At 38.1% G+C, this 24,592-nt stretch carries 23 protein-coding genes; 8 read left to right on the plus strand and 15 right to left on the minus strand.

The window, feature by feature from the left end; translation table 11 throughout:
* Nucleotides 1-38: 38 nt before the first annotated feature.
* Both ftsH and rlmE read right to left on the minus strand, forming a co-directional pair.
* Complete coding sequence (ftsH, locus tag WH390_RS10590; RefSeq protein WP_032114386.1) at nucleotides 39-1,982, minus strand: ATP-dependent zinc metalloprotease FtsH; 1,944 nt, start codon at nucleotides 1,980-1,982, stop codon at nucleotides 39-41.
* Between the two features lie 59 nt (nucleotides 1,983-2,041).
* Nucleotides 2,042-2,671, minus strand: coding sequence for a 23S rRNA (uridine(2552)-2'-O)-methyltransferase RlmE (gene rlmE, locus WH390_RS10595; RefSeq protein WP_032114385.1), 630 nt, complete (start codon nucleotides 2,669-2,671; stop codon nucleotides 2,042-2,044).
* 134 nt (nucleotides 2,672-2,805) lie between these two features.
* Here rlmE and yhbY point away from each other — a divergent pair, with 134 nt between their 5' ends.
* Nucleotides 2,806-3,099, plus strand: a complete 294-nt coding sequence (gene yhbY / locus WH390_RS10600; RefSeq protein ID WP_032114384.1) for a ribosome assembly RNA-binding protein YhbY — start codon at nucleotides 2,806-2,808, stop codon at nucleotides 3,097-3,099.
* Between the two features lie 113 nt (nucleotides 3,100-3,212).
* Here the strand turns inward: yhbY and greA are convergent, their stop codons facing one another.
* The gene (gene greA / locus WH390_RS10605) at nucleotides 3,213-3,689 is read right to left on the minus strand and encodes a transcription elongation factor GreA (RefSeq protein ID WP_032114383.1); all 477 of its coding nucleotides are present in this window, start codon (nucleotides 3,687-3,689) and stop codon (nucleotides 3,213-3,215) included.
* 264 nt (nucleotides 3,690-3,953) lie between these two features.
* On the opposite strand from greA, the gene dacB reads away from it, so the two are divergent.
* The gene (gene dacB, locus WH390_RS10610) at nucleotides 3,954-5,402 is read left to right on the plus strand and encodes a serine-type D-Ala-D-Ala carboxypeptidase (protein WP_406850577.1); all 1,449 of its coding nucleotides are present in this window, start codon (nucleotides 3,954-3,956) and stop codon (nucleotides 5,400-5,402) included.
* A gap of 50 nt (nucleotides 5,403-5,452) precedes the next feature.
* On the opposite strand, the gene cgtA is transcribed toward dacB, so the two are convergent.
* The 3 genes from cgtA to rplU all read right to left on the minus strand — a co-directional run bounded on the left by cgtA (nucleotide 5,453) and on the right by rplU (nucleotide 7,335).
* Nucleotides 5,453-6,616, minus strand: coding sequence for an Obg family GTPase CgtA (gene cgtA, locus WH390_RS10615; RefSeq protein WP_032114381.1), 1,164 nt, complete (start codon nucleotides 6,614-6,616; stop codon nucleotides 5,453-5,455).
* 133 nt (nucleotides 6,617-6,749) lie between these two features.
* A complete protein-coding gene (gene rpmA / locus WH390_RS10620) occupies nucleotides 6,750-7,007 on the minus strand; it encodes a 50S ribosomal protein L27 (protein WP_032114380.1) in 258 nt (85 codons plus the stop codon).
* Between the two features lie 19 nt (nucleotides 7,008-7,026).
* Complete coding sequence (gene rplU, locus WH390_RS10625) at nucleotides 7,027-7,335, minus strand: 50S ribosomal protein L21 (RefSeq protein ID WP_026821838.1); 309 nt, start codon at nucleotides 7,333-7,335, stop codon at nucleotides 7,027-7,029.
* A 276-nt stretch (nucleotides 7,336-7,611) separates the two neighbouring features.
* On the opposite strand from rplU, the gene ispB reads away from it, so the two are divergent.
* Nucleotides 7,612-8,583, plus strand: a complete 972-nt coding sequence (ispB, locus tag WH390_RS10630; protein ID WP_032114379.1) for an octaprenyl diphosphate synthase — start codon at nucleotides 7,612-7,614, stop codon at nucleotides 8,581-8,583.
* A 21-nt stretch (nucleotides 8,584-8,604) separates the two neighbouring features.
* Here the strand turns inward: ispB and WH390_RS10635 are convergent, their stop codons facing one another.
* The gene (locus WH390_RS10635; RefSeq protein ID WP_032114378.1) at nucleotides 8,605-8,997 is read right to left on the minus strand and encodes a DNA-binding protein; all 393 of its coding nucleotides are present in this window, start codon (nucleotides 8,995-8,997) and stop codon (nucleotides 8,605-8,607) included.
* A 569-nt stretch (nucleotides 8,998-9,566) separates the two neighbouring features.
* Here WH390_RS10635 and WH390_RS10640 point away from each other — a divergent pair.
* Entirely contained in the window at nucleotides 9,567-9,842 is a 276-nt protein-coding gene (locus WH390_RS10640; RefSeq protein WP_032114572.1) for a helix-turn-helix transcriptional regulator, read from the plus strand.
* Nucleotides 9,843-9,900: 58 nt separating this feature from the next.
* Here the strand turns inward: WH390_RS10640 and mdh are convergent, their stop codons facing one another.
* The gene (gene mdh, locus WH390_RS10645) at nucleotides 9,901-10,839 is read right to left on the minus strand and encodes a malate dehydrogenase (RefSeq protein ID WP_032114377.1); all 939 of its coding nucleotides are present in this window, start codon (nucleotides 10,837-10,839) and stop codon (nucleotides 9,901-9,903) included.
* Between the two features lie 420 nt (nucleotides 10,840-11,259).
* On the opposite strand from mdh, the gene argR reads away from it, so the two are divergent.
* From argR to ppa, 3 genes are all read left to right on the plus strand, one after another.
* On the plus strand, nucleotides 11,260-11,730 hold the full coding sequence (gene argR / locus WH390_RS10650) for a transcriptional regulator ArgR (RefSeq protein ID WP_032114376.1): 471 nt from the start codon (nucleotides 11,260-11,262) through the stop codon (nucleotides 11,728-11,730).
* A 168-nt stretch (nucleotides 11,731-11,898) separates the two neighbouring features.
* Entirely contained in the window at nucleotides 11,899-12,906 is a 1,008-nt protein-coding gene (gene fbp, locus WH390_RS10655) for a class 1 fructose-bisphosphatase (RefSeq protein WP_032114375.1), read from the plus strand.
* Nucleotides 12,907-13,045: 139 nt separating this feature from the next.
* A complete protein-coding gene (gene ppa / locus WH390_RS10660) occupies nucleotides 13,046-13,576 on the plus strand; it encodes an inorganic diphosphatase (RefSeq protein ID WP_334471631.1) in 531 nt (176 codons plus the stop codon).
* A 62-nt stretch (nucleotides 13,577-13,638) separates the two neighbouring features.
* Here the strand turns inward: ppa and WH390_RS10665 are convergent, their stop codons facing one another.
* From WH390_RS10665 to WH390_RS10695, 7 genes are all read right to left on the minus strand, one after another.
* A complete protein-coding gene (locus WH390_RS10665) occupies nucleotides 13,639-13,989 on the minus strand; it encodes a gamma-glutamylcyclotransferase (protein ID WP_032114373.1) in 351 nt (116 codons plus the stop codon).
* Nucleotides 13,990-13,991: 2 nt separating this feature from the next.
* Nucleotides 13,992-17,765: a translocation/assembly module TamB domain-containing protein gene (locus WH390_RS10670; RefSeq protein WP_032114372.1), complete on the minus strand. Its 3,774-nt coding sequence runs from the start codon at nucleotides 17,763-17,765 to the stop codon at nucleotides 13,992-13,994.
* A complete protein-coding gene (locus WH390_RS10675) occupies nucleotides 17,762-19,504 on the minus strand; it encodes an autotransporter assembly complex family protein (protein ID WP_032114371.1) in 1,743 nt (580 codons plus the stop codon). The genes WH390_RS10670 and WH390_RS10675 overlap by 4 nt, the downstream gene beginning before the upstream one ends.
* Nucleotides 19,505-19,951: 447 nt before the next feature.
* Complete coding sequence (locus tag WH390_RS10680; protein WP_406850578.1) at nucleotides 19,952-20,803, minus strand: carbon-nitrogen hydrolase family protein; 852 nt, start codon at nucleotides 20,801-20,803, stop codon at nucleotides 19,952-19,954.
* On the minus strand, nucleotides 20,782-20,961 hold the full coding sequence (locus tag WH390_RS10685; RefSeq protein WP_256379481.1) for a nitrilase-related carbon-nitrogen hydrolase: 180 nt from the start codon (nucleotides 20,959-20,961) through the stop codon (nucleotides 20,782-20,784). The genes WH390_RS10680 and WH390_RS10685 overlap by 22 nt, the downstream gene beginning before the upstream one ends.
* Nucleotides 20,962-21,093: 132 nt before the next feature.
* Nucleotides 21,094-23,133: a M13 family metallopeptidase gene (locus tag WH390_RS10690; RefSeq protein WP_032114370.1), complete on the minus strand. Its 2,040-nt coding sequence runs from the start codon at nucleotides 23,131-23,133 to the stop codon at nucleotides 21,094-21,096.
* Nucleotides 23,134-23,509: 376 nt separating this feature from the next.
* Nucleotides 23,510-23,716 carry a DUF1107 domain-containing protein gene (locus WH390_RS10695; protein ID WP_026821849.1) on the minus strand — a complete coding sequence of 69 codons (207 nt, stop codon included), beginning with the start codon at nucleotides 23,714-23,716 and terminating at the stop codon, nucleotides 23,510-23,512.
* 313 nt (nucleotides 23,717-24,029) lie between these two features.
* Here WH390_RS10695 and WH390_RS10700 point away from each other — a divergent pair, with 313 nt between their 5' ends.
* Complete coding sequence (locus WH390_RS10700; RefSeq protein WP_032114369.1) at nucleotides 24,030-24,590, plus strand: YtfJ family protein; 561 nt, start codon at nucleotides 24,030-24,032, stop codon at nucleotides 24,588-24,590.
* The last annotated feature ends 2 nt before the right edge of the window (nucleotides 24,591-24,592 follow it).

Below are 24,592 nucleotides of genomic sequence, written 5' to 3' on the forward strand. Positions count from 1 at the left end.
CAATCATTTATTCATTTCACATAGAGAACCAATGATCATTAACGATTCTCTGTGTTACTTCCATTATCATTTTCTTGCACATTATCTTCACCCTGAGCGGCAGAAATATTCTTCTCTGGCTCTCCTTGTGATGAGGATGTTGTAGTAGGATTACTATCATTATCATCCCAGCCAGCTGGAGCTCTAACTGGACGGCGATTCATCAAATCATCAATTTGAGGTGCATCAATGGTTTCATATTTCATCAATGCATCCTTCATCGCATGCAAAATATCCATGTGTTCATTCAAAATCTGACGAGCTCGTTTATAATTACGATCAATAATTGCCTTGATCTCTTCATCAATTGCTCGCGCAGTTTCGTCTGACATATGATTAGCTTTAGCAACCGAGCGGCCCAGGAAAACCTCACCTTCTTCTTCGGCATAGAGCAATGGCCCTAATTTCTCAGAAAAACCCCATTGCGTCACCATATTACGAGCAAGATTAGTTGCTACTTTAATGTCGTTTGACGCGCCAGTAGATACCTTTTCTGAACCGTAAATAATTTCTTCAGCTAATCTGCCGCCATAAAGCGTAGAAATTTGACTTTCTAGCTTTTGCCGACTCGCACTAATTTGATCACCTTCTGGCAAGAAGAATGTGACACCTAACGCACGACCTCGTGGGATAATTGTCACTTTATGAACAGGATCATATTCTGGAACAATACCTCCTATAATCGCATGACCAGCCTCATGATAAGCCGTAGATTCTTTTTGTTCCTCTGTCATCACCATAGAGCGACGTTCAGCACCCATCATGATCTTGTCTTTTGCCTTTTCGAATTCCACCATCGTGACAACACGCTTATTTCCGCGTGCTGCAAAAAGGGCGGCTTCATTAACTAAATTAGCTAAATCAGCACCAGAAAAACCAGGTGTGCCTCGTGCCAATACTGAAGCATCAACACTAGGATCTAAAGGTACACGGCGCATATGAACCTTCAAAATCTGCTCACGACCACGTACATCAGGTAAACCCACAACAACCTGCCGATCAAAACGTCCAGGACGCAATAATGCCGGATCTAACACATCGGGACGGTTGGTAGCGGCAATAACAATAATACCTTCATTACCTTCAAATCCATCCATCTCTACCAACATTTGGTTAAGAGTTTGTTCACGTTCATCGTGCCCTCCTCCCAAACCTGCGCCACGTTGGCGGCCAACCGCATCGATTTCGTCAATAAATATGATACAAGGCGCGGCTTTCTTTGCTTGTTCAAACATATCACGAACTCGAGAAGCACCAACACCAACGAACATTTCTACGAAATCTGAACCGGAGATAGTAAAAAAGGGAACTTTTGCTTCACCTGCAATGGCTTTTGCCAATAAAGTTTTACCTGTTCCCGGTGGCCCTACCATCAGAATTCCCTTAGGAATCTTACCACCTAATTTTTGAAAACGACCCGGTTCACGAAAATATTCAACTAGCTCACCAACTTCTTCTTTCGCTTCATCACAACCGGCAACATCAGCAAAAGTGGTTTTAATTTGATCTTCTGTCAGCATGCGCGCCTTACTCTTACCAAAGGACATAGCACCTTTGCCACCTCCTCCTTGCATCTGACGCATAAAAAAGATCCAAACCCCAATTAGTAATAGCATTGGGAACCAGGAAATGAAAATAGTCGCTAAGAAACTTTGCTCTTGAGGTGGTTCACCAATGACGGTGACATGCCTTTCAAGCAAGGTATCCAACAATCTTGGATCCTCTCTCACTGGAATATAAGTCGTATAACGACTGTTATCCGTTTTCTTAACACTAATTTCACGATCAGAAATCCGTACTTCACGTATCTGATCCTGAGTTAACTCATTCATAAAGGTAGAATAATCCACCCTGCGACTATTCGAATCGCTAGGACCAAAACTCTGGAATAGAGACATCAGGACTACCGCAATGACTACCCAGAGAATCAGGTTTTTCGCCATGTCACTCAAGGGATGAACCTCTTCATTACAACTATGTTAAATAAATAACGTACAGGGTACTATATTTTGCGTCCTGTCGCTACAATGTACACTTCACGTGAACGTGACCGTGAAGCATCTGGTTTACGAATTTTAACTTTCAAAAATAGAGAGCGAATTTCCCTCAGATATTCATCAAAGCCTTCTCCCTGAAATACTTTAACAATAAAACTTCCCCCAGTAGCCAGTACATCGCGACACATATCCAACGCTAGCTCAACCAGATACATGGATCGAGGAATATCGACCGCAGGTGTCCCACTCATATTGGGAGCCATATCAGACATAACAACCTGGACTTTTTTATCACCAACTCGTTCAAGTAATGCCTTCAATATCTGCTCATCCCGAAAATCTCCTTGTAAGAAATCAACACCTACGATGGGATCCATTAGTAATAAATCACATGCAATAACCCGCCCCGTCTGGCCAACTTTGCTTGCTGCATATTGAGACCAACCACCAGGCGCTGCCCCTAAATCAACAACGGTCATACCAGGTTTAAATATTTTATCACTCTGCTGGATCTCATCCAATTTAAACCATGCACGCGAGCGAAACCCTTTTTTTTGTGCTTGAAGAACGTATTTATCACTAAAATGTTCCTGCAACCAACGACTAGAGCTTGCTGAACGCTTTTTATTAGCCATTGTTTTTCCAACTATACTTATAAAATAACACTGATCTCTGCCATTTTCGATATACCAAAATTATAGAATTTATGGTTATAACTAAAAGATGGCGGTAGAATGTACCGTTTTCAATCCCACTAAAGCAAAAAACAATGACTCTTAATAAAAAGCAAATACAATATCTAAAAAGCCTTGCTCATCATCTAAACCCTGTTGTAATGATAGGTAACAATGGTTTAACTGAAGGTGTTTTAGCTGAAATCGAACAATCTTTGTCATATCATGAACTTATTAAAATCAAGATAGCGAGCGAAGATCGCGAAAGCAAAAATTTGATAGCTAACGCTATTGTTCGAGAAACCGATGCTATCAATGTGCAAATTATTGGTAAAATTTTGATACTCTATCGCCCTTCTGAAGCACGCAAAATCATTTTACCTAAATAAGTTTTCTACATTTATACAAAAATGCCATCCCACTTCAGGGTAAAAAAGGCCGCTTTGGCCTCTTTTACTTTTGAATTAACTCAAGAACATAACACTTTAAGATAAAATGAAAATCAAATATATTCCACTCGTAAAATTTCATATTCAACTTCACCGCCAGGGGTGTTGATAACTGCCACATCATCCATAGTCTTACCGATCAGGCCTCGAGCAATTGGTGAATTAACAGAAATGAGATTTTCTTTGATGTCGGCTTCATCATCACCCACAATACGATAAATCTGATCTTCATTTGTGGTTACATTAAATACGGTAACTGTCGCGCCGAATATTACACGGCCCTCATTTTTCATTTTTGTTACATCAATAACTTGCGCATGAGACAATTTAGCCTCAATTTCTTGGATACGCCCTTCGCAAAACCCTTGCTGCTCACGCGCTGCATGATATTCTGCATTTTCTTTCAAATCACCATGTTCACGTGCTTCTGCAATAGCAGCAATAATTTCAGGACGGCGAATATTCTTTAAAAATTCTAACTCTTTACGCAGCTTGTCTGCGCCACGTACCGTCATTGGAATCTGTTTCATTAATAAATGCCTCTGATTCTTTCCTAAATAAAAATTAAATATCTTCCTGATTTTTCTGTCATTAAAGCAAATTAGCACTTTTGACAAAACAACATTCTGGGCAAACAAAAAAGGGGGCAAACCTTGTTAACTATTAATTTATAACTTTATTATTCTATCATTTAATTAACCATTCTAACGCACACTTAATGCTAGGTCACCGTTTACTTTTTTCTGCATTACACTTTAGTATGTCTATTATGTCTACTTTTATATACAGCACTTATGGCTTTTTTAAAAAAAATTGGAAGATCATATTGGTTATTTAACCTACTTTTCATATTCAATCAGGCGCTATCAGCGCCAATTGAAAACTATATTAATTATCTGCCTGCAGGTACAAATCTCTCTTTTATCGCGCAAAAAGTGGGGAGTGATACTCCATTGTTCGATTACCATAGCCAACAAATGGCACTACCTGCAAGTACTCAAAAAATTATTACCGCACTAGCTGCATTACTTCAATTAGGTCGCGATTATCAATTTGTCACCCATTTCGAAACTGAAGGAAAAATTATCAATCATCATTTAAAAGGTGATTTGGTTGTGCGCTTCACTGGCGATCCAACCTTAACGCGCCAACAAATTCGCAACATGGTAGCTGAATTAAAGCAACTTGGTATTGAACAAGTTGACGGCGATTTAATCATCGATATATCAGCCTTCGCTGGCCAAGATAAGGCTCCAGGGTGGGTATGGAATGATATGACACAATGTTTTAGTGCTCCACCAAGCGCCGCTATTATCGATAAAAACTGTTTTTCAGCCACTTTACATAGTGGTCAGAAACCTGGCGATATCGCACATGTCCATACTGCCTCTTTTTACCCTATTAATATGTTCAGTCAAGTTATTACGCTAGCAAAAGGTTCAACTGATGCACGTTATTGCGCATTAGACGTTATACCAGGAGAACTAAACCGTTATATATTAACGGGTTGCTTAACTCAACGCGCTGAACCGCTACCATTAGCATTTGCCGTTCAAAACGGCGCAAGCTATGCAGGAGCTATTATAAAAACTAACCTGATAGATGCCAAAATCACGCTTACCGGGCACATTAAACAACGTCACTTGCCTACCATAGCAGGAAATATCCTGGCCACGACAAAATCTAAACCGCTACATCATTTGCTGACAATAATGTTAAAAAAATCTGATAATATGATAGCTGATGCGATCTTTAGAACCATAGGCCGTGAATATTATGGTGTCCCGGGTACTTGGTCTTCTGGCTCCGATGCTATCCGCCAGATTTTAAAACAGAAAGCCAATATTAACTTAGCCAATACGATTATGGTAGATGGTTCAGGACTATCTCGTCACAATTTAATTACACCAACAGCTATGATGTCTATTTTGCAATATATTGCTAAACATGATAGTCAACTGAACTTTATTGCTATGTTACCATTAGCTGGTCATGATGGCACTTTACGTTATCGTGGTGGCTTAGACAATGCAGGCGTTAATGGTAAGGTCTCAGCTAAAACCGGTGCTTTGCAGGGAGTATATAATCTCGTCGGCTTCATTACCGCGCAAAGTGGTCAGCGTATCGCTTTCGTGCAGTTTATTTCAGCTTATAGCTTGCCACCAGCGCAATATAATAGTCGCCGTATTCCGCTTGTCCGTTTTGAAAGCCATCTCTATAAAGATCTTTATCGTAATTACTAATAGAAAAACGGGTATCTACTCGATACCCGCTAAAAAATAATTCGCATTAATTAACGCTTATAAATGAAGTCGATTCCCTGTTCATCGTCTTCATTCCAATCGTCATCATCCAGATCCGTTTCATTATCAAGTAGTTGTTCTTTGTGATAATCATCCCACATAAATTCAGCTTTATCGGATCCTGCACTATCTACCGATATATTTTGAGGATGGGCTTGGATAAACGTCATAATATCCCAACAAAGTGTTTTAACACCTAGCTGATTTACCGCAGAAATCTGATAATACTTATCTTGCCATCCTAATGCTTCAACAATGGCTTTTATACGGTCATTAGCCTCTTCCGGGGTCAAAAGATCAACTTTGTTAAAAACTAACCACCGCGGTTTTTGTGCTAATTTCTCACTATATTTTTCCAGTTCCGCATCAATTATTTTGGCATTTTGAGCCGGATCAGAACCATCAATAGGACAAATATCAATAAGATGCAGAAGTATCGTGCAACGTTCCAAATGCTTTAAGAAACGAATGCCAAGACCTGTTCCTTCTGCCGCTCCCTCAATTAAGCCAGGGATATCAGCAATAACAAAGCTTTGCTCACTATCCATGCGTACTACGCCCAAACTCGGCACCAAAGTAGTAAATGGATAATCAGCAACTTTGGGTTTTGCCGCCGAGACTGAGCGAATGAAAGTCGATTTACCAGCATTCGGCATACCTAGCATGCCTACATCAGCCAATAACATCAATTCAAGTAGCAATTCTCTTGTTTCACCTTTCGTTCCCATCGTTTTTTGACGGGGAGCACGGTTGACTGATGATTTAAATCGGGTATTACCTAAACCATGAAATCCACCTTTCGCAACCATTAAACGTTGCCCGTGACGCGTCATATCACCAACGATTTCTCTGGTTAAAAAATCACGTATTCGCGTGCCAACCGGGACTTTAATGGTCTTATCTTGACCACGTTTGCCAGTACAATCACGACTTTGACCATTCTGTCCCCGCTCAGCCTGGAAGATTGTTTCAAATCGATAATCGATCAACGTATTAAGATTTTCATCAGCCAACAGATAAACATCTCCACCATCTCCACCATCTCCACCATCAGGCCCGCCCTTAGGGATATATTTTTCACGGCGGAAGCTAACGCAGCCATTGCCACCATCGCCAGCTGTAACTAATATTTTGGCTTCATCAACAAATTTCATTATCTTTTCTCCGCATACTAGACATTATACGCTAGATGGTAGTTTTACCCAGAGATGGTATCACATAAGGTAATATAAAAAGCCCCGCAAAATTGCAGGGCTTTTTTAAACGCTATTTAAAGATCAAAAAAACTTATTCAGCTTCGATACTGATATATTTACGATTTTTTGGTCCTTTAATTTCAAATTTAACTTTTCCGTCAGCCAATGCAAATAGGGTATGATCGCGACCACAACCAACATTACTACCAGCATGGAATTTCGTACCACGCTGACGAACAATAATGCTACCTGCCAACACAGATTCACCACCAAAACGTTTTACACCTAAGCGTTTTGCTTCGGAATCGCGACCATTACGCGTTGAGCCGCCAGCCTTTTTATGTGCCATTAATCTGCTCTCCTAATTCTTAAGCAATACCAGTGATCTTAACATCAGTAAACCACTGACGGTGGCCCTGTTGTTTACGGCTATGTTTACGGCGACGAAATTTAACAATTTTAATTTTCTCACCGCGACCATGCGCAATAACTTCAGCTTTAACTTTGATGCCTTCAACGACAGGAGCACCGATTTTAATATCATCACCGTCGGCGATCATCAATACTTGATCGAACTCAACAGTTTCACCTGTCGCAATGTCTAGCTTTTCCAGGCGAACTGTTTGGCCTTCGCTGACTCGGTGTTGTTTACCACCACTTTGGAAAACCGCGTACATATAAACTCCGCTTAACACACTCCCTTAGCATATTTGATTTCAGAGTGCATTTTATAAATATTCACAATAGGGCGCGAATTCTACGCAAAAAAGCATCAGAAGACAAGCCTAGAATTCAATCTAATAATAAAAAATCTACTTTCTGAAGTGTATTTATTCCGTAGCCGTTCATTTGTAATTAATTTTACAGTACAATTAGCGGCAGATTAACAGCACGAAATCACTTGACTAAATATTATGTTTAGGTAAAATCAAATTGATAAAAGAATTTATAAAATGAATTTAGAATCAATTATCAATCTAACCGCAAAAGATATGGAAGCGGTTAATAAAACAATCTTGAATCAATTAAATTCAGATGTCCATCTCATTAATCAGCTGGGCCACTATATTATTAGCGGTGGTGGAAAAAAAATTCGGCCCATGATTGCTATCCTGGTTGGAAGGGCTTTAGGATATCAAGGAGAAAAACACATTAATGTAGCAGCATTGGTTGAATTTATTCATACCGCAACACTACTACATGATGATGTTGTTGATGAGTCCACCTTGCGGCGCGGTAAAAAAACAGCAAATGCTGTTTTTGGTAATGCTGCTAGTGTATTAGTCGGAGACTTCATTTATACCCGATCATTTCAAATGATGACAGAGCTTGATTCTATGCCTGTTTTAAAGCTGATGTCTGATGCAACAAATATCATCGCAGAAGGTGAGGTTTCACAATTAATCAATTGTAATAATCCAGACATCACCGAAAGTACCTATATGCAAATAATATATAGTAAAACTGCACGCCTATTTGAAGCAGCGACACACGCATCAGCGATCGTATCAGGTGCCAATGAAATCCAACAGCAAGCCTTACGAGATTATGGCCGTTATCTTGGTACTGCCTTCCAACTGATTGATGATCTTCTGGATTATGACGCGGATAGCACCACTATTGGCAAAAATATTGGCGATGATTTGGATGAAGGAAAACTAACACTACCTCTACTTCATGCAATGAAAAAAGGCACCGCAGAAGAATCTGCACTTATTCGTAACTCAATAGAAAAAGGTAATGGGCGCCATTTACTCAGTATCATATTAATTACCATGAAACGCTGTGGCTCTCTTGAATATACCCGCAGCCGAGCTAGAGAGGAAGCTGATAAAGCAATTAAAGCTCTCGATATCTTACCTGATACATCTTATAAAGATGCTCTAATCAGCTTGGCTTGCATTTCCATTCAACGCCCCTCGTAATAAAAACTTCTCTGGAACAGCTCATCCTGTTCCAGAGTTATCTTCTTCCACCAATATCGCTTCACAACAATTGATATAACCAATTAACTTTTCCAATCCTTCCCGTAAAATAAATTTAATAATCTTTTCACGCTCTTTTTTTGTTAATTGTTTATAAGCTTCGACCCAAATTAAAAAAGCATCTTGTCGTTTTCCTTTGCCGCGATAATCAATAGAGTTATCATTTAGCGATAATACATTAAATACATCTTCAGGTAGACTACTAACATGATATTCAACAGCTTTGCCTTGAACCCCACGTTTTCGACGTTGCTCCCATCCTTCCCTGCGAGCCATTAGGTTGATACCTTGTGGTGATGAAGGCAAACCAACCAATCCAGCGAGTTCTTTCGCGGTATACCATTCTTTTTTCATAATTTTCTCGCATCACTTTTGGTATTAATACATAACCTAATTCTGCAAATCTAATTGTTAAAAATGGTGGCCTTTTAGATTATTTTTTTCTTTTAAAATCCTCCCAATTTTCTAACCATAGAAAAAGCATTGAATAAAATTGTAGGATTATTTCTTTTTTTATCTCTTGCAAATATTGTTCTCCTTTTCACTATCATTATTAACTAATTTTTTTTCTATTAATATCGGACAAATTATTTTATAACTATTAATTCTAAGGAATTAATATAAATTAAAGATTTTTATTTTTGTCATTCTATTATACTGAATTAACATAACTAGAATTAATTATTTATACTCCTAATAAATTGAAGAGAGCCTCACTATATTTCTTAAAATATCTGTAAAATTTCTCTATTTTTTGTAATCAAGTTCAAAAAAGAGATTTTTAAGAAAAAAATAAGAAACTATTAAAGAAAAAAAATGTTATTTTATTTCTAATAACAAGTTCTAGTTCGAAATACATGTCAGAACTATCTGTTATTTATACCACTAATACAGCAATATATTTAATAGAAAAAGGATTAAAAATGATTTCACAGAAATCTGATTGGCATCCTGCGGATATTATTGCAGCGCTAAGAAAACGCGGAACAACATTAGCAGCTATATCAAGACAAGCAGGTTTAAGCTCTTCAACACTAGCCAATGCATTATCTCGGCCCTGGCCAAAAGGAGAATGGATAATTGCGAACTTTTTAAACCTTCATCCTTCTGAAATATGGCCAAGCCGTTATTACGATTTCAATACAGGAGAATTATTAGAACGAAATATTCGTCGGCCTACTAATAAAAATAACGAATAAATTATAAAAAAACCGCAGACTCATATCTGCGGTTTATTATTTAATGAAGTTAATAATATTATTTATTAATAAAATCTTCGCCTAATTTAATATCTTTATTAAGTGTCTCTAACATATTTTCCAATTTATTTTTTTCAAATTTATTCATAATATTAATAGGTAATCTTTCTTCAATCCCATTTTTACCTAAACGTATTGGCTGAGCAAAAAAACGAGCATATTCACCATCACTTTCCACATATGCACACTCGATTATATTTTCTTTACCATTTAAAGCGTCAATTAATGATAAACCAAAACGTGCAGCGGCTTGGCCCATAGAAAGTGTCGCTGATCCGCCACCAGCTTTTGCTTCAACAACTTCAGTGCCGGCATTTTGAATACGCTTGGTTAGCTCCTCAGCTTCCTGCTCAGTAAAGCTAACATTGGCAATTTGAGAGAGTAACGGTAGGATCGTTACGCCAGAATGACCACCAATAACCTTCACTTCGATTTCTTGAGGTTTTTTACCTTTTAATTCAGCAACAAAAGTATTAGAACGAATAATATCTAAGGTTGTTACCCCAAATAATCGATTTTTATCATACACGCCGGCCTTTTTTAATACTTCTGCTGCTATCGGAACAGTAGTATTAACCGGATTAGTAATAATACCAATTAACGCCTTAGGGCAGTTCTGAGCAACTTTTTCAATCAGATTACGAACGATACCGGCATTGATATTAAACAAATCTGAGCGATCCATTCCTGGTTTCCTGGCAACACCTGCCGAAATTAATACTACATCGGCACCGTCAAGTGCGGGTGTCGGATCTTCACCAGCAAAACCAATTACCTTTACATCTGTTGGAATATGGCTTAAATCTTTAGCAACACCAGGGGTCACAGGAGCAATATCATAAAGAGAAAGCTCTGAGCCTGATGGAAGCTGGTTTTTAAGAAGAAGTGCAAGTGCTTGGCCGATACCACCTGCTGCCCCAAGAATAGCTAATTTCATGCTGATACTCCTTTATATGATGACACGTCGAAATGGCTTAAGAACTTTTAACCTATTACATACGTTATTCATAACACAGTCTATTAATTACGATTAATTCTTGTTAATAAATAAATCTTGTAAATTTTTTTCTTTCATTTTAAATAAAATTCTTATCAACTAATGCGATAAGGGGCACTTTTTTAATATTGCTTAGGTAGCAGCATAATGCGGAGACACGGTTGCTATTTTTTACAAATAACATTATTTTTAAACAATAATTTATCGCTAATTTCCACAAAATAGGCAAATAACTGACTAATAATTTTTATTATTGCTATTTTTATTATTTTCATAGCACCAGGCTAGAACTGCTTGTTGCATAAAAATTCACCTTTATACATAATATCGCTCTACTTAACGTCTTGAAAAAGGTGATTTATGTATGTTTCTTCTAAACAAGAAGATCTCGTGAAAGCTTTTAAAGCTTTGCTCAAGGAAGAAAAATTTAGCTCCCAAAGTGAGATCGTTATAGCACTTCAAGAGCAAGGCTTTGAAAATATAAACCAGTCAAAAATTTCTAGAATGCTGACAAAGTTTGGTGCAGTGCGTAACCGTAATGCTAAAATGGAAATGGTTTATTGCCTACCTGCTGAACTGGTTGTTCCCACAACAACTAGCCCGCTAAAAAATTTGGTATTAGATGTTAACTACAATCAATCAATTGTGGTTATTCGTACTAGTCCTGGCGCTGCACAGCTCATTGCTCGTTTATTAGATTCGTTAGGAACTTCAGAAGGAATTTTAGGTAGTATCGCCGGCGATGATACCATTTTTTCTACCCCAACTTTGGGATTTTCCACCGAACAACTTTATGAAGCCATCTTGAATTTGTTTGAACAAGAGTTGTAAAAGCCATAGTTATCGCGCTGAGCAGCGCGATAATATGAAATGAATTGTTATTTTAATCAATAAAAATAATCCAACTATTAATCTTGGCCTAATTTGGCTAAACTGCACGCACACAAGGAACTCGATTCCTTACAAAATCTCTATAAAATTAGACTCAGGACCTTGGTCATGAAAACATTAGACGAATTTATCGTTGAAAAACAACATGATTTTCCTCATGCTACAGGTGAACTTACTGCATTATTATCAGCAATTAAATTAGGTGCAAAAATCATTCACCGCGATATTAATAAAGCCGGTTTGGTGGATATTTTAGGCGCAAGTGGTGCCTCTAATGTTCAAGGCGAAGTTCAAATGAAACTTGACCTATACGCTAATGAAAAATTAAAAGCCGCCTTGAAAGCGAGAGGAGAGGTTGCTGGTATTGCCTCTGAAGAAGAAGACGAAATCGTTATTTTTGCTGGTGATCGGGCAGAAAATGCCAAATATGTTGTGCTAATGGATCCATTAGATGGTTCATCAAATATCGATGTAAATGTTTCCGTTGGAACTATTTTCTCTATTTACCGCCGTATTACACCAATTGGCCAATCGGTTACTAAAGCAGATTTTTTACAACCGGGCCATCAACAAGTCGCTGCCGGCTACGTTGTCTATGGTTCTTCAACCATGCTGGTTTACACAACTGGTTATGGTGTGCATGCCTTTACCTATGATCCTTCTCTGGGCGTCTTCTGTCTATCTCACGAAAAAGTGATGTTTCCACCACAAGGCAATATGTATTCAATCAATGAAGGAAATTATAGTAAATTTCCATTAGGGGTAAAAAAATATATAAAATATTGCCAGGAACAAGATCCCGCAACGCTTCGCCCTTATACCACCCGCTATATTGGCTCTCTGGTGGCAGATTTTCACCGAAATTTACTAAAAGGTGGGATTTATATTTATCCAAGTACGGCAAGTCACCCTAAAGGTAAATTACGCTTGCTATATGAATGCAATCCGATCGCCTTTTTAGCCGAACAGGCAGGAGGTAAAGCAAGTGATGGTACTAATCGAATTTTAGATATCGTCCCAGAACAACTACATCAACGTGTACCTTTCTTTGTTGGAACAAAATCTATGGTAGAAAAAGCCGAAAGCTTTATGCTTGAATTTTCAGTTAATGAATAACATCCTATCATACGCAATAAAGGCAAACGATCTGGCCTTTATTGTTAAGCTTATTTTTATAGTGATAGTGAGTTTTTGTTTCGTTTACGGCTATAATAACCGCTACTCAATTTTTAGCTTTAAATAAAGGACATTTTTTATGAGCCTAAATAATGTACCGGCAGGGAAAGAGCTGCCTGAAGATATCTATGTTATTATAGAAATTCCCGCGAATGCAGATCCGATAAAATATGAAGTAGATAAAAAATCTGGCGCCATTTTTGTCGATCGTTTTATGTCTACCGCTATGTTTTATCCCTGTAATTATGGTTATATCAATCATACTCTCTCCTTGGATGGCGATCCCGTTGATGTTTTAGTTCCAACACCTTATCCGCTACAACCAGGAGCAGTAATTCGTTGTCGCCCAATCGGGGTATTAAAAATGACCGATGAATCGGGTGAAGATGCAAAATTGGTTGCGGTGCCTCATTCTAAATTAACTAAAGAATATGATCATATTAAAGATATTAACGATTTACCTGAATTACTACGCGCTCAAATTAAACATTTCTTTGAACACTATAAAGATTTAGAACAAGGCAAATGGGTAAAAGTGGATGGTTGGGAAAATGTTGATGCGGCAAAAGCTGAAATTCTTTCTTCTTTTGAACGCGCAGCTAAAAAATAACCATTATAGAGTTTTAATTAGATCCCCTTTATCAGCAATAAATGGGATCTGGTTAGAAAAATTTATTTGCTTTTTCCATCACGCTTTAGCCAATCACCACTTTCAATTCGGCGTAAACCATCTACCGAAAGTTTATAAAGATAAATCCATGCATTACCATAAGGTGTAGGTATCAATTCTCTTACATAATCCTGAGAGTTCCTTTTTAATTCATCAAGTTCAGTCAAAATGGATGGTGTAATACGATAAACTTCACACTCTATCGTCCCTTCACCACGTATTACTGCAGGGTAATAACCTAAGTTATAAATCTCATAACCTTCCAACCTATACTCTCCTAACAGCTGAGCATAAGTCATCCAATGATGATTTCCCTGATTACGCCTTAAACTACCATAAACAATTATACGCATAATTAAAACTCAAACTGATAAAGCAGATCTAGTGCCTGGTCCACGCCAGACACAGCTTCTAGATACAATTTTGGCATTAAACGATAGCGTAGTGTTAATGTAGCAAGAGAATTAAATATCCCTACGCCATATTTAACTTGCAAATCATTAGTTATTTTACCACTCACGACAACTTGAGATTGGTCACCAACGCCCTGAGTATCTAATGCTAAGTCGGAAACACCAAATGTTTCACCAATACTTCCCAATAATTTTCCGCTCTTGGAAACTCCCAGACTAATCAGCAAAGCAGCCATATGAGTACTATCTGCGCCACTACTATTTAACCCTTCACCTCTCAGTAAGTAAGACAGAGCTTCCTCCTGCGATTTAACTGGCTCGGAGAAAATCGTTGCTTTTGGTTTATCAGCCAAGCCTGTAACTCTTACCCCCGCAATCACATTATCATTGGTACTATCTGGATTGCGGATCGCTTCTACATTTAAGAATGGCTGATCAACGGGGCCGGAAAATAAAATTTGTCCTTTTCGCACAATTAGATCTTGCCCATATGCATGAAATCGACCTTCAGGAATATCAATCTGGCCATTTAAACCCAGCCCTTGCTTATCTTGGATAACTTTCAATATTCCTGTTAATCGCGCTTTTAAGCCAAATGCATCCAAACGAACATCATTTCCAATTTTAATCTGTAGATTAGTTAATATCGGAATTGATATACCTTTTTTCTCAATTGGATGTAAATTTGCATCTAACATCACCTCATCTGATGAAACGCCAACTGCTAATTCTGGTAATTTTTGTACCGTAATACGTGCCCAAGGAATATTTACATTGCCATTGAGACTTAATAAATTAGGCGTAGCTTCAAAAACAATATCCGGCTCCACGTCAATACGAACCATTGGCGGTAATGTTATCCGCAATTTGTTACCTGTGGCAGAAATTCTCGCTTGCCAGGCTTTAATATTACGCCAATCCGCTTCTCCAACTAACTTCAAATAACCTTCAGGTGTATTAATACGTCCTGTCAATTGAGAGCGAGTTCCCATAAAATCCAGTTTGAGGAACCCCTGATTGATATCAAATGGAAACCAGTGTCCTTTTGCTGCTACATTAGAAAGCGCCAAATTACCATTTAATAACGGCTGCTTCATATTGCCAGATAACCTTAAATCGGCATTCAAATTGCCATCTAACCTTTCACCATTACTTAAAATTGGACGAATTAAGGCTAATGAAATATCGTTAATATTAATACTACCCGATAATCTACGACTTTGTTCCAGATCGTCAATCCGTATATTGCCTGAAAATTTGCCATTATTGGTAATTTGTATTAACCACTGTAATACCGCCTTACCATTACTCATATCTGCATTCAAGCTTAGCGTTTGAAATTCAACGGGTAACAATGATCCTTCAATCAATTGTTTGATTTTGACGCCATTACCAAACAAATTTACTTTCACCTGCGGCGAATGCCCATCGGCATACCAACTCACTTTCGCATCACCATCAAAACTGCCAGTTAGCTGAGTTTCCGCTGGCAAAAAGGATTTGAGTAGTGCTAAATCAAACTGCTGTAGCAGAATATCTGCATTACCGGATTTACCAATTTTAGCCATTTTAGACAAACAAAAGTGCCCTTTAGTATTTAGCCAACAATGAGGCGAAACTGTGACTTCCTGTTGCTGATTGGCATACTCAATTGACACCGCCCGACTTAACTGCCATTCACCGATCGGGGTGTTAAATAGCGTATTATCTAACACACCTTGCCATAGCGCTTTCTGTCGATCAAAACTGCCTTTCAGGGTTAAGTGACCTGAAATGGGTTTTCCATCGATATTGATGTTAACACTATGCTGCTGCTCATTACCTTTAGCATCCAAGGTGAAATTATGAACAACTAAATCTGCCTGTTTCAACTGCTGAACAGCAGCAGTTAGTTGGCCATGGATCTGTTTATCAGAACGAATATCACCTTGAATAGTTGCTTTATCAATAGCTAAGCTATCTTGCCATTTAACGCTATGAGCTGCGATATCAACCAGTAATTGAGGTGACTTTAAATCACCTCGTAATTTTAATTGTCCTTTTATTACTCCGGCTAAACCAGGTAATACACCATCGAGAGCTGGCGCATCAATTATCCCATCTAGTTGCCAGCTATCACTCAGATGTCCATTAATATCTAATTTGTTGCGTCCGAGTAAGATATTGAAAACGGGAATGTTCCATTGACCTGCGGCATTGCCACTTATCTGTCCACGTGTGCGTAATAAATGACCTTTTACATTACCATCAAGGGTAATTTCAGGAATTTTTAATTGCCAGCTACCACCATGTAAACTGCCAGTCGTGACGATTTTACCCTGCAATTTAGCTGGCCGTTGTGGCCACTGTTTTGCAGTATTAATATCGGATAAAGTTAATAATCCATTCCAACTTATCGCTTTACTCCAATCGATAATACCGGTTAATTCTGTTTTTCCCTGCAACGCATTCAATCGCAAACGCGTTAACCGAAACTGTTGTTCATTCCCTTTAGCATCAAGCGTTAACAACGTCGGTGGCAAATCCCGTCCATTAATATCAGTTCGGAATGAGAGATCATAACCTGTCACCATACCATTTAAACGTAAACGTAGATCTTTTAAACGATATTCTGGCTCACCTTGTAGTGGCCAATTAAGTTGCTGACTCTCTAAGGTTAATTGAATTGGCAATCCTGCCTGTGATAAGGCTGCTTCAGCGACCAAATTAGCCTTGATGGGACCCGTTAAACTTAACATTAATTTAAGTTGTTGTAATAAAGCCCCCTCCAGTTTTAAATCAACTTGTTGCCCTTTAAGATCGTTAAGATAGGATTCAGCTTGAACAGCAATATTGACCGGCCACTGCTGAGCCAAATTAGCATCACCGGTAATAGTGATCTTGCCTTCAGGCATCACAACAACAAATTGTTTGATAGCTATCTGCTGATTTTGTACGCTCGCCATTAATGTCAAATTATCAATTGCCACCTTAGTATCACCACTTAAATGCCAGCTTACTCCTCTGATCTGCTCGATATTAATATCGATAGGTAAAACGACTTCAGGTAAGTTAGCTAATAAAGGCTCAGCAAATAATGCTTTTAATGTTTCCGCGGGTGATTTATCGGCTACCTGATCGCTGGTTTTTATTACTGCTTTTGCTGTCGCTTTATTTTCTTCCACTAAAGTTTTTGGCAAATTAACCACTAATCCATTAATTGTCGTTGGTTTAATTGTTAACAGGTTAGCTTGCCAATCAGCCGCCATGGTTAATTCAGCCAGCGAAATCTGGCTGTTATCGAGCTGAATATTAATATTTTTTAGTGTTAACTGATTTAACAAAATAGGATAGGGCGTTGACAATTTAGTCAATGGAGTTGAGTTGGCTGGCTCTTCGGTAGATGCAAAGGCTTTGCTATCAATCTTAACATCGACGCCGTCAGTTGAAATATTATTAACACACAATTGAAAACGTTTTAAACAGTCAACTTCGAGTGAAAGATTAAACTTATCAACATCAACATTAATACCCTTGGTTCGATAACGAACTCCCTGCAAATTTAAATCACTCCAGCCACCGGAAATGGTCGCAATTTCTAATCCAGGCAACCAACGCACTGCTGTATTAAGGGCAAAATGTAAGCCTGATTGGGTGGTAACTATCCAACCAATCATCGTTAATAATATTAGTAACAAAAACAATAAGACCAGGCTAATGCGTTTTACCCATTTCATAGCTCAGCACCTAACCCAATATAAAATTGTACTTTGCTATAATCAGGATCACCGACCGGCGCAGCAATATCCAGTTTAATAGGCCCAACCGGTGAAACCCAGCGAATACCAACGCCAGCGCCAACTTTAAAATCATCTTTACTAAAATCATTTACCGCCTCACCACCATCAACAAATATTGCGCCCCACCAGTTACCTGTCACATTATATTGATATTCCAGTGAGCCAACGGCTAATTTTGAAGCACCGGTTAATTTTCCTTGGCTATTGGTGGGTGAAATTTTTTGATAACCATAACCTCTAATACTGCGATCACCACCAGCAAAAAAACGCAGATCAGGTGGGACTTTGTCAAATCGATTAGTTTCTATCCAACCAAGATGGCCTCTTACCACAAAACGATGCCCTTTCCAGGGTGTTCTTATCCAAACATTTTGTGCTTGTAATACCACAAAATCGATATCTGAACCCCAAGTAGTATTAGAAATATCAATAGTATATCGCTGGCTATCCCCCCAATAGGGCATAGCACCACCTCGCTGTCGCATCCGGCTAAGGCTGGCTCCAGGATACAGAAGCATAGTAGTATTGGTTATATTTGCCTGGGTAAAATGGCTAAGACTCCAGCGCAAATTAACGCCATATTGCCAACCTTTATAATAATCCCAATTCCTTAATAAATTCAGCGTTGTGGTATCAGACTGAGTATCATTTAGGTCAGTACGTTTAAAGCCCGCCTGAACGGCATAATATTGTTCTAATGGACTCTTTTTTAGCGGAATTTTATAGCTGGCATCAATAATTTGTTCAGGTTGCGAAAGACTAAGGCTGGAAGTAAAACTTTGTCCTCTAGAATTAATCCAGGGTTTATTCCAAGTAGCTTTGACTCGGGGACCTACATCGGTCGAATAACCACCACCTAATTCAACATGATTACGCGCACGTGGCGTTAATACTGCGTCCATTGGCAGAATATGCGTGCCTTTTTCACGAGCTTTAGTAATATCAGGAGTCACAATTGCGGAATTGAACCAACCAGTATTGACTAACCGTTGATTGAATTCAGCCAATTGTTCAGAGGCATAATAGTCTCCCCGTTTAAAGGGAACAATATTATTTAGATAATCTTCGCGAATTTGAGAGCCTTCATATTTGATGGCACCGAAGCGATAACGCTCGCCACTATTGAAATCAAATATCCAGTAAGAAGCCCTGTGAGCCAATGAGACCCCTAACTGACTTTTCTCCATTTCTGCATCAAAATAACCTTTACGCACCGCCAGCCGACTAAATCCCTGTTTTAAATCTTCATAATCGCCATGATTAAGAATAATTCCTTTTGGTGGCGTATTGCGAGCTATCATTTCCGCATAATCTTTATCATATTTAGCCGCCCCATTTAACGTTATACTAACATTTTGAACATGAACAGGTTTTCCAGGATCAACTTTAGCTGTCAAAACGGGTCGAGAAGGAGGCTGAAATTCCTGATAAGAGAATTCAATGGTGGGTTCATAATAACCTAACGGTCTTAACCCTAAACGAATTGCTTTATCAACTCTGACCTGGAAACGGCCATCTGGGGCAATTTCATCCTGAGTGATATTTGAGAGCTGAATACGAACGTTTTTTTCAAGTTCTCCTGTCAAGCCTTCAACTTTTAAACGAAGATTGGCACCATTGGCAACTGACACTACCATCGACATACAAAGAAAACAAAGCAAAGAATATCTTGGCACGCCAACTCCTAATGGAAAATAGACTTTATAACGATAAAAAACTCACTCATTTTGGTTAAATTAAACAAGATATACAAGACATTAATAATAAATAATGCAATCTTTCTTTGTCCATTTAAGCCCCAATAATGGCTATTGAATAGCACGCTAAAACATTTTTAACTGATAAGGCTATCGGTCTGTTTATTTTTATATCGTCAAGCCAAAATTTATGCACGAAATACCTTATTAAAAAATAGCAACTTTCTTGCAAAAAAACGAAATGCAAAACATTTTCTTAACCATGAAAAAGTTTAGAAAGGCATATAAATAGAAGATAGACTGAAAAAATAATTACCACCTAACCACAAATTTTAGTCACTATCTCACCGTTAAAACAGATAAATACAGTCAAGTGGATATATTAGAATTGATCACTACATTTGTTCAATTAACAGTCAGAATATTCTAATTCGCCTGAACTTCTTCACTCCCTGGCAATACAATCTGTTTTGTATCTATTAGTTCAATAAAAGAAGCGGCTTTAATCGATAACGGGCGATTAGCCGCAGGATTAAATAATAAGCTAGTTACGTCTGGACGTGAATAATGCCCGACCGGATCAGCGATCGCTTTGGCGAAGGTAATTGAAGCAGGGTCAAGCGTTGCTAACAGTAATCCTTCCTCATTTTCTGACAAGGGGGTTGTTAGCTCACTGCCATCTGGACCAAATATACGTGCATAGCCGCCACCTGCTTTTAACAAATTTCGTTTAGTTTTATCTGTACATAACTGTTCAATTATCTGCTCTGACACAATGGCACACGGTGCAATAACAAAACATTGCCCTTCTACTGCATAGGATCGTGAAAGCGCGATATTGACTTCAGGGCTCAAAGCAGCTGTTATATCGCGATAAAGGCTAAAACTAGGCCAAGACGCAATATGAATTTGCTCATGCTGAGCATACATAACATAACGCGTTAACGGTTGTATGTGTTCCCAACAACACAATGCCCCAATCACACCTAATTCAGTGGTAAACGTTTTTAGCGATGAACCATCACTTTCACCAAATAGAGTGCGCTCAACATGACTCGGTTTAAGTTTTCGCCGCACACCGAGCGTTTCCCCCGTATTACTGATGAGCCATTGAGCCATATAAAGCGTACCATGATCTCTTTCACTCAAGCCCAATAGCAACCAAATATTATTCTCTTTAGCAACCGAAGCGATACGCTTTGCCTGTTCACTGCCTAATACTAAAGAATTTTGATAATATTGATAAACCAATGGAGTTAATGCGGCAGGTGAGTCCAACCAAAGAAACCAAGTAGCCAATTTTCCGGAAAAGCGATCAATTCCGCCCCTCTACTGGCCGCTTCTTTTATTAAATCGATAGTTTTATCAATAGTTCCTTCCAAATCCATAAATACAGGAGCTGCCTGTACACAAGCAACGGTGATTGATTTATCCATTATTAATTCACCTCATTGTTGAATATCACATATCGTTTATGTTTGCGATTATACAAATGAAGTGTTTCTAACGTTATTACCCGAAAGCAGCAAGTTTATCAGGCTCTACGCTATAGAGCCTGATATTGAAGTCTACCAGATATGGATTCGATCTTTAGGTGCCAGATAAAGCTTATGCTCTTTTTCTACATTAAATGCTGCATACCAATCATCCATATTGCGTACCACACCGTTGGCGCGATAGGGGTTCGGACTATGGGGATCAGCCATAATCTTATTACGCTCTGACTCTTTATTAGCTAACTCGCGCCAAGTTCTCGCCCAGGCTATAAAGAAGCGTTGTAATCCCGTCATTCCATCGATAATCGGCGGTTCACCATTCGGATAATGTTCTTTAGAAAATTGCTTATAAGCATTGAGGGCAATATTTAATCCACCGAGATCACCAATATTTTCACCTAGGGTAAGTTTACCGTTAACAGCTAAACCATCAATTTTAAACCCATTATACTGCTTAATAAGTTTGGCGGTTTTTTCTTTAAAATGCTGCTGTGAAGCCGTTGACCACCAGTTTCTTAATTGCCCTGTTCCGTCATAAAGACGGCCTTGATCGTCAAAACCATGTCCCATCTCATGCCCGATCACCGCACCAATGGCACCATAGTTATAAGCAGGATCAGCATTTTGATCAAAGAATGGCGCTTGCAAAATAGCCGCCGGGAAAACAATTTCATTCTGAACTGGATTATAGTAAGCGTTAATTGTTTGTGGCGTCATCCCCCATTCCCACTTTCTAACTTTTTCACCGATCCGGCTCATATTATCTTGATAGAGCCAGTTTTGTACTTGCAGATAATTGTCGAATAATGTATCTGGTTGCAAATGCAACGTACTAAAATCATGCCATTTTTCAGGGTAACCAATTTTAACCGTAAATTGGTTAAGTTTTTTGAGTGCTTCTTGGCAAGTCCGTTTATCCATCCAGTCATTATTTTGCAAACGTGTTTTAAACGTTCCTTTAACATAACTCACCAGATTTTGGATCTTATTTTTAGCATCAGGATCAAAATATGTTGCAACATAAAGCTGCCCCAACGGCTCCCATTGTAGTTTATTCACGACTTCTAATGCCCGTTCTTTACGTGAACGCTGCTGTTTAATACCATTTAATCGAGTTGAATAAAAATTAAATCGAGCATCAGAAAACGCTTGATTCAAGTAATTGGCTTTACTACTCAGATAATGGAAAACTAAGTAGTCTTGTAGGGTAGATAGTGGGGTATTAGCCAATATTTTTGCCAGCTGTTCAACTGCACTGTCATTTTCTACAATAACTTTCGCCAACTGTTCATCTGAAAGTTTCCATTGTTGAATAAACCCCTGCCATTGATAATCTGGCGTAAACTTTTTCAATTGGCTAAGTGTCATCGGATGATAATTTTTCAACGTGTCACGTTCAGCTTCTGGTGTCCAATGAACTTTTGCTAACGATTTTTCTAACGCAAAAATCTGCTTAGCCTTTAACTGTGCTTCTTTTTCGCCTTCTCCCGCTAAATGTAAAATAGTGGCAATATAAGCGACGTAATCGTGACGGATAGTCTCCATCTGTTTAGTGTTATCCAGATAGTAATTTCTATTTGGTAAGCCTAAACCACCTTGTCCCAGATAAAGAACATAGGTATCAGGTACTTTTGCATCCAATCCAACCCAATAGGAAATAAATGGCATATAACCTGGTTTTGCCATCAAATTAGTAATATCAGCGTGAGTTTTTGCCTGCTTGATAGCATTCAGGGCATTTTGTACCGGCGTTAAACCTGTTTTTTCAACTACCGTTTCATTTAAATAACTGCGATAAAGATTACGAATATTGCGTTGATTATGATTAAGCTCACTTTCCGGTTGAACTTCAAGTTTATTTATCAGTGCTTGCAGCTGTTTTTCTGTTTTGAGATATAACTCAACAAAGGAATTAATACGTGACATTCCAGCTGGGATTTTTGTATGAGCTATCCAATCTTGATTAACATATTGATAAAAATCATTACCCGGAGAAATAGAATCAGACAGTATGATTTTTTGTTCACCGTAAATAACGTCTTTGGCAACAGCAAAGGAGGAGACTGTCAGAGCAGACAGACTAATAAGTAGTGCTAAAACAGTTTTTTGCATAGGAGAAAACCTTTCTCTTCTTTGAGATTGATATGTTCCATCAACAAGTGTTGATAAGCTGATAAAGTATATATACTACTTCAATTTTTTAACAAAAACGCACACATAAATTTAATTTTGTTTAAAGTTATAATCTTTATACTAATCAAAACATCGCTGTTGACAGATCCAAGACCAAATTATTAAACGCCAGCCACAAAATGAAATGTGGTTGGTAAGCATTAAATTTAACATGAAGCGAGTAAAGCGAAGTATAGTAAAACACTTTTTGCTAATCCGATCTGTCGTAAAACTTATGGATTAAAATTGTTAGGTCATGATTAGTTTATATTTTATTTGCGCCACTGAGGATGTGGCGCACAACTTATCAGATGAGTTAACCTATTTCTGTCTGGAGGATAAGGACTTCTTTATTGATTTCATTCATTATGTTGAAATGCCGCTTATCTTTAATTCTAGGGGGTAATATCTTTCCTTTGTCAAATTCAAATACTCCCATATCTTTAATATACAATCGGCCACGAAATAATATCTTAACGTAACGCGCAATCTTCAGTGGGTTATAACGGTGAAAAATCTTCATTCAACTTTTTCCTCCCCTTTGTTGATCTTGAAGTCACAAAAATGTGATTCATGACACATTTTATAATCATAGACTCTGGTTACAAGCTTTAGTTCTCCTTTTCCAATAAGATTTAACGATTTTACATAACATGATAACGGGTTAAATAGTTTTGAATAATCATTACAATATTTTTCATTTGAAGCCTTAACAACTTTTGCTGTATGTGCTAAAGCAGCTCTCTATAACAAAGACATTATATTTAAGATTGACTATGCTAATAAACGAGGATAATCATCAATAACCAGTTTAGAAAAGATTAACGAGGAGTACTATGTTAAAAAAGATCATACCAATAGTAATTTTATTAACTCACCCTTTTTCTGCATTAACTGCCACCTTACAAATTAATAAGCCGGTGCCTGCCGTAACTGTCATCGATCGAGGTGAACTTTTGTTAAACGAAAAGGGTAAACTTATTTATCAAGATTGGCGCAGCAAGGAACTTGTTGGCAAAACAAGAACGATCCTGCATATTGCCGGGCGCCTTTCCGCTAAAGAGCTCAATGAGCCATTAATAGAGGCAATTAAACAAAAGAACTTTGATCAGAAAAAATATCAGACAACAACAATAATAAATACTGATGATACAATTCTAGGAACCGGTTTTTTTGTTCGCAGTAGTATTGAAGACAGTAAGCGAGAATTCCCGTTTTCTCAAATTATTGTGGATAATAATGGTGTAGTTAAAAAAACCTGGCAGCTAAAACCCAAGAGTTCTACCATCATCGTATTAAATAAAAAGGGTGACGTATTATTTGCTAAAGATGGTGCTCTAACATCTGAAGAGACAAATAACGTTATTAAATTGATTGAAACACAATTAAAAAAATAATT

Source organism: Candidatus Arsenophonus nilaparvatae (genome assembly GCF_045346035.1).
Lineage (GTDB): Bacteria > Pseudomonadota > Gammaproteobacteria > Enterobacterales > Enterobacteriaceae > Arsenophonus > Arsenophonus nilaparvatae.

Excerpts from the sequence above, each read along its gene's own strand:
- ftsH (WP_032114386.1), bottom strand. The coding sequence starts at position 1,982 with ATGGCGAAAAACCTGATTCTCTGGGTAGTCATTGCGGTAGTCCTGATG.
- rlmE (WP_032114385.1), bottom strand. The coding sequence starts at position 2,671 with ATGGCTAATAAAAAGCGTTCAGCAAGCTCTAGTCGTTGGTTGCAGGAA.
- yhbY (WP_032114384.1), top strand. The coding sequence starts at position 2,806 with ATGACTCTTAATAAAAAGCAAATACAATATCTAAAAAGCCTTGCTCAT.
- greA (WP_032114383.1), bottom strand. The coding sequence starts at position 3,689 with ATGAAACAGATTCCAATGACGGTACGTGGCGCAGACAAGCTGCGTAAA.
- dacB (WP_406850577.1), top strand. The coding sequence starts at position 3,954 with ATGGCTTTTTTAAAAAAAATTGGAAGATCATATTGGTTATTTAACCTA.
- cgtA (WP_032114381.1), bottom strand. The coding sequence starts at position 6,616 with ATGAAATTTGTTGATGAAGCCAAAATATTAGTTACAGCTGGCGATGGT.
- rpmA (WP_032114380.1), bottom strand. The coding sequence starts at position 7,007 with ATGGCACATAAAAAGGCTGGCGGCTCAACGCGTAATGGTCGCGATTCC.
- rplU (WP_026821838.1), bottom strand. The coding sequence starts at position 7,335 with ATGTACGCGGTTTTCCAAAGTGGTGGTAAACAACACCGAGTCAGCGAA.
- ispB (WP_032114379.1), top strand. The coding sequence starts at position 7,612 with ATGAATTTAGAATCAATTATCAATCTAACCGCAAAAGATATGGAAGCG.
- WH390_RS10635 (WP_032114378.1), bottom strand. The coding sequence starts at position 8,997 with ATGAAAAAAGAATGGTATACCGCGAAAGAACTCGCTGGATTGGTTGGT.
- WH390_RS10640 (WP_032114572.1), top strand. The coding sequence starts at position 9,567 with ATGATTTCACAGAAATCTGATTGGCATCCTGCGGATATTATTGCAGCG.
- mdh (WP_032114377.1), bottom strand. The coding sequence starts at position 10,839 with ATGAAATTAGCTATTCTTGGGGCAGCAGGTGGTATCGGCCAAGCACTT.
- argR (WP_032114376.1), top strand. The coding sequence starts at position 11,260 with ATGTATGTTTCTTCTAAACAAGAAGATCTCGTGAAAGCTTTTAAAGCT.
- fbp (WP_032114375.1), top strand. The coding sequence starts at position 11,899 with ATGAAAACATTAGACGAATTTATCGTTGAAAAACAACATGATTTTCCT.
- ppa (WP_334471631.1), top strand. The coding sequence starts at position 13,046 with ATGAGCCTAAATAATGTACCGGCAGGGAAAGAGCTGCCTGAAGATATC.
- WH390_RS10665 (WP_032114373.1), bottom strand. The coding sequence starts at position 13,989 with ATGCGTATAATTGTTTATGGTAGTTTAAGGCGTAATCAGGGAAATCAT.
- WH390_RS10670 (WP_032114372.1), bottom strand. The coding sequence starts at position 17,765 with ATGAAATGGGTAAAACGCATTAGCCTGGTCTTATTGTTTTTGTTACTA.
- WH390_RS10685 (WP_256379481.1), bottom strand. The coding sequence starts at position 20,961 with ATGGATAAATCAATCACCGTTGCTTGTGTACAGGCAGCTCCTGTATTT.
- WH390_RS10690 (WP_032114370.1), bottom strand. The coding sequence starts at position 23,133 with ATGCAAAAAACTGTTTTAGCACTACTTATTAGTCTGTCTGCTCTGACA.
- WH390_RS10695 (WP_026821849.1), bottom strand. The coding sequence starts at position 23,716 with ATGAAGATTTTTCACCGTTATAACCCACTGAAGATTGCGCGTTACGTT.
- WH390_RS10700 (WP_032114369.1), top strand. The coding sequence starts at position 24,030 with ATGTTAAAAAAGATCATACCAATAGTAATTTTATTAACTCACCCTTTT.